Below are 9318 nucleotides of genomic sequence, written 5' to 3'. Positions count from 1 at the left end.
CCCTCGGCAAAACATTGCGGAAAGGCTGCCTTTAGTTTTGCAATATCTTGCTCTTGTGGGCTTTGACTCATGCCCTCTATTTTATCTTCACCCGCTATTATAGTCATTTACGCACTTCCCCGTGACGTTTAGAATAAAATGTCCATGAATAATATATTTTGTCAGAATCAATATTTCTTAGTTTATTTATTTCTTTCTCTTGTGTCAGTTTATTTTATATTTGCATAAAGCTTAAACTAAGCGTGCCCGTTTATATCACAGATGCTTCACGCATGATGCGCTTGCTAACCCCAAAATCGCGAACTTCATAACGGATTGAAAATAAAGCATAAAATGAACCGAGACCTTTTGCGACAAAGTCTCGGCTCAAAGAGACACTCTGTCCTATTTTAGCAAAAGACGCAAAAAATCACGTGCGCAAAGTCTCGGCTGTGTTTTTGCTCAACCACGAAAAGCCGCAGAGGCGCGGAGTTTCAACCATGCAAAATCCGCCAAACATAAGAATAAGAAAAGTTAGGGAAGAAGAAATTGTACTGCAGATGATACATCGGTGCTAACTTTTGACTAGTATAAAAGATCGACGAATCAAATTAAATATGTTTTACAAATAAGTACGAACATTTTGCACCGCACTAGGTTTTATACAACTGCAGAATACCTCCTTTATTCGACAGCAACTATCGCAGCGCTCCTAAAACGACCACACTTTGGAATAACCTCCTACCAAGCTACCCACTCGCAACTAAAGATTCACCATAAACCAGAAAGCACTTTATGACTAGATGCGCTCCAACAAAGTACAATACCGAATAAGCAAAGCGATAAACTCCATACGAATAGCCATTTTCTTCAAAAAATAATAATTTGAGGCCGCATTCGAATCCAACCTGGCGCGTTTATGATATCATAGCTCCCACATGCCGCCAGTATAAATTTGTCATCTAAGGATAAATCCAATGGGATAGATATATCTCTTACAAGAATATCATACTCATAACAATTTGAACCAACGACATCCGCTAAACTAAATTCACCGCTCATATCTCGAAAAGACAAAATTTGTAGCACTCTATTCTCGTGATACTGTGCAGACTGAGCACACGTCCCCAGAGCCTAGATTATAATTAAGTTCGTACCATTCCGCTCTTTTATAGAGCTAATATTTGAAAATAAATAACCATAATCTTCAGATACAATATGCCTAGATTCAATAATTACCGTAAGCTTATGTAAATCACAACCCAATTGTGACAATGCCTCATAAATTTTACGAGAGTATTCGTCATTGACCGTCACGGCATCGCAGAACGCTGTGGAAATCAGATATCCCCCACCTAGACTGATAAAAACTTATCTGATCCTTCAATGCGTAAATATCCTTTCCAGTCTTAGTTAAGGTGGATACGATTAACTCAGTCGAATTCAAATTAGAGCCCACATGCAAATGCACCCCATTAAGCTTAATCCTATTGGATTCTAGCGAAGATAATGCGGCACGTAACTTCGCCGCAGTCATACTAAAACGCGATCTATCCCCGTTTGCCAGTACACAATCTCAATGAGATTTTAGGTAATATGTCAAAATGGCGGGCAAGAGCGATGATGTCATGTAATTCGATAATATTATCACATTGGACACTTATATGTTTTCTAGTAGATAATTCTATCTCTTCTCGAAGTTTTACAGGGATATTAAAAAATGTATCTCTACCTTTAAAACCATCTTTTTGCGCTAATGATATTTCATAATCAGATGCAAATTCCAAGTCCCAGCAACATAACAATGATGCCCCGCACGTCCATTAAAATACCCTGCTTTTTCTCGCTCTAGGCATTCATAGCCCGACCACGTAAAACAAGATACCAATTAAAATATCAGGCCATAAGACTGCAAGAGAAAGTTCTTTTATAAATAGACATTTTTTTATCTTTACATTGCCTCTTAAACAAACTAGCCCGTTTATATAACAAGTTATATGTATAATACATATAACTTCTACAAAAGGAGGATTTATTATGTTCCGTGAAAATCTTTGGTAATACAGCCGGGCAATTGGATCACTAGTCGCCCGTCGATAATATATTGCGCGTTAAGAAATTGGGGAAGGTAAGCTATGCAACTCGTAAATCATCCTTTTGTGAAGTTCGATCAACTCAAGCCGATTTACAACTTCACGTATCCGCTATTTCGCACTATTTCAAATGAATTTTACAATTTACCTAGACTTTAATAAGCTAACGCAGAGTCAGCAGATTCCACAAGCGCATACAGTTTCTCTTTATTTGCATATTCCCTTTTGTGAAACCATCTGTTCCTTCTGTCCCTTTCAGAAAGGGGCCTACAAGTACATTAAGCAAATCGAATCTTATATGTCAGCGCTTACCACAGAAATCAGAAACAAAGGAAACTTCATTCGCTCGCTTAAAGGTCCCATCCGCAGCATCTATATAGGGGGTGGCACACCGTCGCTCTTGTCTGCAGACAATATCCGCCACATCGGAAAAGTATTGCATGCCGAATTTGAGCTCTCTTCCTTAGCCGAGTTTACACTGGAAAGCGAACCGAAGAGCGTCACACGTGATAAACTTTATGCTGCCCGTGAGATCGGCGTTAACCGGATAAGCTTCGGTGTACAGAGTTTCATTGAGCGTTTCCGATCATTGTTTAACCTCACCTCAACACGTGAACAAATCAAAAATACCGTGAACTGGTCACAAGAGATAATTGGACATGTCGGTTTCGACCTACTATATGGCATGCACAGCCAGCAAGCCGAAGAACTATTATACGATTTGAAGCAAGCAAGCCAGCTTCATCCTGAAACCATCAACCTCTATGCAATCAACAATCTGGCTATCACGTCGCAACTGCATAAATCTTACGCACAAAAAGGGCTAAAGCCATCCAGTCTACAGCATCGACAGATGCTTCGCTTATTTAGCGACATCGTTATGCGCAGCTGCGGCTATGCGCCGTGTAATGGGCATTCCTATATCAAAATTGCCAATAACACTCCTCTAACGCTCGCTAAAACGAGTTCAGCTAATTATTTCCGCTATCACAAATATTTGCATGGTTATCATGATGATTATGTGGTTGGCTTTGGGGCGTCAGCACAGTCGATTCTCGGCTCACTCGTCACACGAGCCAATCCTAGTCGAAGCGAATACATTACCGACATACAACTTAAAGGCAAATCCAAAGTATACTACAATTGGGTATCAGCGGAGCAACAAGCCTCCAAGGCTTTGTGTATGCGGCTACCTTATAACGGTTATGCCAAAAAAGAAAGAATTGACTGGACCGCACTCCCCTCTTTCGTATACAATAACCTACAACAGCTCATAGGTGCAGGTCTCATCGCAGAAAGTGATAACGATCTCCAGCTGACTCAGCGTGGTTGGCAATGGTATTCCAACCTTATGTATTTTCTTCTACCTCAGGCAGATAGGAATATCTTGGACGGCTATGTCGCAAACATGCTGAATACAACCGCCGTACTTGATGGACCAGCGGAAACCTGTGTGGCATCTTAAGGAGAAAAGAATGTTCACGCTTTTTGCCAACAAGAACATACGCTATTTTTGCCTAACCGTTAGTCTGCTCGCCTTACTCAGCGGTGCTTTGCGCACTGCCATCCCGCTATTAGCAAGACAATCTGGATATGGCGTAGTCGGAGTAAGTTGGGCGCAAGGTCTCTTCTCATTAGCGTGGCCAATTTTCGGTATCCTTGCAGGCGCTTTACTTGATCGCTGCGACAAAATAAAACTTGCCACCTCGGCTTTCCTCATCTTCATGCTACTGCATATTGTACTGTTCGTACTGCTTATGATACAGATTGCTCCAGCCGAACAAATTTTCTTCTATGCAACCATTGCTGGATTCATCGTCGTTTCTGCCGAAGCTTATATAATGACGATTCCACCACTTATCATGGAGGGAGAGCGATTGATGACCTTCTACTCAATTGTCTTGTTTTTAGATTTCGGTGTCTCCTATTTTCTTGCCCCTGTCATAACAAGCAGCATTTTAGCGCATAGCACACTGCTATTTCTCGGCCTGTTAATCGTGCTTTTTATCACATTGATTTTTACCGCTCGCCATGCTGTTCCAACATCGCCAACACTTGATAAAGAAAACATCACTTTCCGTTATATCATTGCCGGCTTTCGTTTCATTTTTTCAAATCGGCATCTTACCTCCCTTACATTACTCACATTCTTTCTATCGGTAGTATTTGGAGCATTCCTAACCTCGTTCATCTTCTTCGTTACCGACGGTCGGTATCTGGGCCTACATAGCAGCCAATATGGCGTGATGTTTGCAGCCTACGCGCTTGGTACAATGGCAGGTGCCCTATTTGTGCCGCGTATACGCTATGCACCGGTGCGCCTAGCTGTTCTCATTGACGGTTTAGGAACGGTTGTCTTGCTGCTGATTCCAGCCTTTTCAAAAAGTGCTGTCGTCGTATGGGGCGTCACCTTTATCGCTGGTGTTGGAGCAAGCTTATGGTTTATTGGTGTTACTGCCTTCAGGCAGCGCCTCACACCAAAGCAACTTCTCGGGCGAGCTAATTCTGCTTTTCGGGTGATCGGCTATGCTGGAATGCCGGTCGGAAGCTTTTTGGTCGGCGTCCTTGGTTCTTTTATATCATTGCAGTTTGCTGCCGCCTTTATCGCTGGACTACTATTGGTGGCTATCGCGATAACGCTTCCATTTCTTTGGCAGGCTGATCATATAGACACCCCCAACCCTGCCACGAGATGACAGCTGCTTTTTCAAAAAGACACGGTCAAAAAAGGCACACATACCCTATTACGCAATCGATTGATCTGTTCTTTGGACGAGGAAATTATCACCATAATGGCTGATAGAGCTAAGGAGCACTATAGAAGCAGCTAAACAAGCGCTAAAGACAAAACAGCTCCTTCACGCTGCATTGGACGATAATCTCAACGCCTATAATATGAAGGATGCAGAGAGCTTATAGCATACGAAACCTAATTCTTAACCAAAAACGCCGCCCTAGCAATACCCCCTTATACTCCAGTTAATTCGTCGTCCACTCTTATACTCATCTTTACGCTTCTCCGTTACGCTTAGTATAAAATATGTCTATGAATATTTCTTTTGTACATCACAATTCCTTTTATCCTATTTATTTCTGTGTCCTCTGCCAATTTACTTTCATGCAAAGTGTCGGATAAGCTGTTCTCTTTATTTTTTAGAGTTTCTTGTGCTTATTTGATTTCTTTTCGCTTATGCAAGTCAGCTCAATCAATTCGCATTGCCACATTTTGACATTTTGCTTTTTTTGCCTTACTTTTTTAAGGGTAACATATTGATTTATAATGACAATCTATCGTTATTCATATTGAATTAGAACCCCGAATATCGTAAGATTTTCTTCATTTCAAATCTACTTATCTTGAATCAATCAACATCACTTGCTTGCACGTCATAAGCGGGGCTGGTGTGTGGGTAAAATTTATACAAGAAAGGACTAAAAATGGCTCTTATGAACGCTCTCAAGTGCCAAGAGCTGTCGCAACACCCACGAGCTGGCAAATATAATGATGGTGCTGGCTTGCTACTTCATAAGCGTAAAGATGGTGGTGCTACATTATTTCATGGGGGCTTTATCGTTATACCCTTCATGGTCGGCGCTGTGAAATGAGTTTGGGTGCTCTTTGAGAAATGTCTCTTTAAAACAAGCTCGTGAATTGCAAGAGCAATAATTTTCCCCCTCTAAGTTGGCGTGCTGTTTCGCATAATTAAAGACGGCGATTTTCTATTTATTTTTGTGTGCTATTATGGCACTTACAAATATTATCAGCAAGCTGATCAATTGGCACAAGTCCATCCCAAAATGTCTATCTTTTGGCATTGACATATTTCTGACAAATCGAAGAGCTGAATCTCCAATTTGACGACGTATCACCACGGGTAAATTTAAAATTGCTTCACATGTGGCATAACCAAACACAATCTAGAAAAAAAACTCAATAATGACGGTGTCTGCCAGCTATATGCCTAAGCTTGTTGTTACTATAAGCCTACTGCGCGCCCAAGTTTACGGGTTCGCATCTTATGTCTCATCATAAGGTGCACTTGCACACTCAAAAGCAGAAATTCTCTATTCCATTGAAAATAAAGTAATAAATCTAAAAAATACCTTTTTAGACAAGATCTCTGCTCATTAAGACGCTTTGGCTTTTTTGAACAAAAAAAGGAAAAACACAAGAGAAAAGTCTTTACTCTGTTATCGTTCGTGTGCCCCCCAAAAACCAATAATCGCAGTTTTTTAAGGAAAAAAGCAAGAAAAATGAAAATAGTTGTACAAAGGAAAATGGTACTCACGCGACACATCGGTGCTAACGTTCTCTTTAAAAACACACAGATAATTACAACCAGCTTCAAAAAACAGCCTTACCAATGAAGTACTGCTAGAGGGTTGCGTGCACAACGCAATAATGGCACACTGATTCCCGCAAGCGTGCTTCACATATTGTACGCGTATTTCCTGTACGGAGCCTGCCGCTCCTAAACACTCAGACGTAATGCTACTGGGTCGTACAGTGTGACCGCAGTTGCACCCTTAAACACCGGTTCCTACCATATCATAATGCTTGACAAAAGCATCATGCCATCATAGCAACCGCTTTGCGTATGGGGTCCACAACATGTTCTACAAATTGTTGACGCATTGCCAAGCTAAGAGTTTTCTTGCCCACCTACGCCAATGAGACCATCACTCTCCTCTTTTTGAATCGTAAAACAAAATGATTTACTATCAGCGATAAACCATCTGCTCAAAGTCCAACTAGCTCAAACTCATAGCATTCTAAACCTTTAGGCTCGCTCTTCCCCCAAGGGGGGCATAGTCAGATATATCACTTCCCTCACCCATTCACGCGTTGGGACAAAAAAATCTGAAACTATGAGGCAACGCTGCATTTGTATGCAGCGTTGTTGTTAAGAATAAGCTTCTATTGAGATAGTTCTAATGGGAAGCACCCACAGCTAATGGTATAGGGATTAATTTGGATTCTTTCGAAATGCTATATATAAATTTAATGTGCCGCCCCAAAACACACCATCAGTGAACCCACTTAAAAGACCAAAAAGAAGGTTAAAATCAAATGTATATTTCAAATCAGGTTTAACATTGAGAAAAACAATCAATGTGAATTTGATGACAAAAGTGATAAGAATAAATATCAGCGTCAACGGCGTACCAGGCCGAATAATGAAATCCGTTCCCTCTTTGATTTTTAAACGCGCAGTAGCACGCCAGAGCAACCAGCCAACGCCAACGCCGATCATCAGTCCTCCCAACATTGCGATTGCTCCCCAACGCGGGAAGGCCAGCTGGTTAATCACATCGCTTGCGCCCAAAAAAAGAAAGACTAACGGCAAGAGAAAAAGGCGATAAACCTTCATTTCCCTATCTTTCAATGCGATTATTCCCCTCGCGATGAGAAAAATAAGTAAAATCCAGACCCATAAAGGGGGGCCGGTCAGAATGTTAAACAATGACATATTATGCTCCATGATGTTTGATGCGATAAAAATATTGCATGATGTTAGGAAGATATTTAGAAAAAAGAATACCAGCACAAATTAAACCCATAGTGACACACCAAAGCTGGGGGGAGCATGAAAAAAAAGCCACTAGAAGACCATTGGCAAAAAAGATGACTACCCAAATCCATGTAATATATTTATTGATGAGATAAAATAGGATATGTTTGCGTTTCTCTTCAGAAACACCAGCACTGGCATAAAAAATGGTAAAGGATTTCTTTACCAGCGAGCTCATCAATGAAACCAGAGCAAGTGACAGATAGCAAAAAACTATGGGGTAGTTCAGTAAAAGTGTAGACCATCCAGCGAAATAATTAACAAACAGGACAATAACTGTCAGAATGTTAGTAATCATCATGAGCTCCCCCCGTCGGACAATTTTAATATTCACAGCAATAATAGACAATAAAATCACAGTCAAGATGAGAGAGTATTCGACCAGAGTTAAAACGTTTCCATTGATAACCCAGGAGTAAATACTCCACGGAATAAAGAGACTATTATGTTAAACATGGTGCATCCTCCTTGCAATAATGCGTCATCGCCGCCTCAAGATTCCCATCTTCAATCTCATGGAGGATAATAGAAAGGAGGACACTAGAAAGTTACATGATAGCATATTTGCAAACTCCCATATGCGCGTGGCCAGTGGCACACCCTCCCCCCAATTAGTGCAAAAATGACGTCGCTCTTGGTACTGGACGCATTACCTCGGTGCTGACCTTCTCTATTTTTTTTGCAGAACAGAAAGCGCGTATCAGGCTCTCTAGCCATACTTAGAGTACGCAAAGTTATTCATCACTCTACAACACCTTAAGCGCGCAATTTTATGTTTTGTATTAAAGGATTTTTGCTTTCAAAATATACGAACAACATCACACAAAGTAGAATAAACAAGATGCCCCCAACATTAAACCAAACCTTGTCTGTAACCAGCACTGTTGCACCGAAACAGTTAACAATAGCGTGGACAAAAAAAGGCGCACACGCATAAAATTTAGAGCGCGTAACAACACTACGATACGCCAAGCATGTGTTTAAAATATGCATGAGTATGACGCTCATTAAAGCACACAAAAAAATACTCGCTTGCGTCCAGGAATAAAAAATTACATATTCACTGGCTAATAAGCTAGATCGAATAGGCCAGCCATTATAAACAAGGAAAGGCCCGAGCGCCTTGTAAACTAATTCGCATAAACCCCAGCCTATGCCAATATTCAGCGGCAAACGCCACAAAAAACTAGGCGAGCACCGATAAAACTTAGTAACTAACAAACGACGCATGGCTTCTTCTGCTACAACAAAAAAAACCGTAAATGTTAAAAATAAAAAAACAAGCGCCAGCCCCTGCTCTGCACGACTCTTGGTTTCAACAATATTCATCATATAAAGCGTTTTTATTACAGATTGCTCCCAAAAAGCAAGAAGCCCGCCACCAATGCAGCTAGCAACAAACCATCCCACAGCACCGGCGACAACCAATTTGAACTTCAGAAAATGATGAAACACACATAGAAGAAAAACAACGCCAAGCACTTGCAGCAAACGTAAGGCATCAAGTTTATGTTCTGTTTCCCAGTAACGCCATACTAACAGCACAATCACCCCAAAAACTATGCCGCTCAACAGCACATTTATCCAACTAAATGTAGAGCGAAAAAAATTATAAATGACAGCGCCATAAATAAGGCCTGCGAGAAGCGAGGTAATAAATAAAACCAACATTA

The 9318-nt window shown here is 41.0% G+C and carries 6 protein-coding genes and 1 pseudogene; 3 read left to right on the top strand and 4 right to left on the bottom strand.

The window, feature by feature from the left end:
- Positions 1-1529: 1529 nt before the first annotated feature.
- A complete protein-coding gene (locus tag PVV66_RS09750) occupies positions 1530-1766 on the bottom strand; it encodes a hypothetical protein (RefSeq protein ID WP_404977236.1) in 237 nt (78 codons plus the stop codon).
- Positions 1767-2202: 436 nt separating this feature from the next.
- Between PVV66_RS09750 and PVV66_RS07590 the strand changes: the two genes are divergently transcribed.
- The 3 genes and pseudogenes from PVV66_RS07590 to PVV66_RS07580 form a co-directional block, all read left to right on the top strand.
- Positions 2203-3537 carry a coproporphyrinogen-III oxidase family protein gene (locus PVV66_RS07590; RefSeq protein WP_273719138.1) on the top strand — a complete coding sequence of 445 codons (1335 nt, stop codon included), beginning with the start codon at positions 2203-2205 and terminating at the stop codon, positions 3535-3537.
- A 10-nt stretch (positions 3538-3547) separates the two neighbouring features.
- Positions 3548-4768 (top strand): MFS transporter, encoded by a 1221-nt coding sequence (locus tag PVV66_RS07585; RefSeq protein WP_273719139.1) that lies wholly within the window; start codon positions 3548-3550, stop codon positions 4766-4768.
- A 742-nt stretch (positions 4769-5510) separates the two neighbouring features.
- Positions 5511-5736: pseudogene (locus tag PVV66_RS07580) on the top strand (Arm DNA-binding domain-containing protein); the annotation flags it as partial.
- Between the two features lie 1303 nt (positions 5737-7039).
- On the opposite strand, the gene PVV66_RS07575 reads toward PVV66_RS07580, so the two are convergent.
- The 3 genes from PVV66_RS07575 to PVV66_RS07565 form a co-directional block, all read right to left on the bottom strand.
- A complete protein-coding gene (locus PVV66_RS07575) occupies positions 7040-7543 on the bottom strand; it encodes a DUF6622 family protein (RefSeq protein ID WP_273719141.1) in 504 nt (167 codons plus the stop codon).
- A 1-nt stretch (position 7544) separates the two neighbouring features.
- On the bottom strand, positions 7545-7946 hold the full coding sequence (locus PVV66_RS07570) for a hypothetical protein (RefSeq protein WP_273719142.1): 402 nt from the start codon (positions 7944-7946) through the stop codon (positions 7545-7547).
- A 455-nt stretch (positions 7947-8401) separates the two neighbouring features.
- Positions 8402-9316 (bottom strand): hypothetical protein, encoded by a 915-nt coding sequence (locus PVV66_RS07565; protein WP_273719143.1) that lies wholly within the window; start codon positions 9314-9316, stop codon positions 8402-8404.
- Positions 9317-9318 lie beyond the last annotated feature (2 nt).

The sequence above is a fragment of the Bartonella sp. AU16XJBT genome, from assembly GCF_028618665.1.
In the GTDB taxonomy this organism is placed as follows: Bacteria; Pseudomonadota; Alphaproteobacteria; order Rhizobiales; family Rhizobiaceae; genus Bartonella.
The sequence above is the reverse complement of the archived record's forward strand: the minus strand, read 5'-3'. Positions and strand labels throughout refer to the sequence as shown.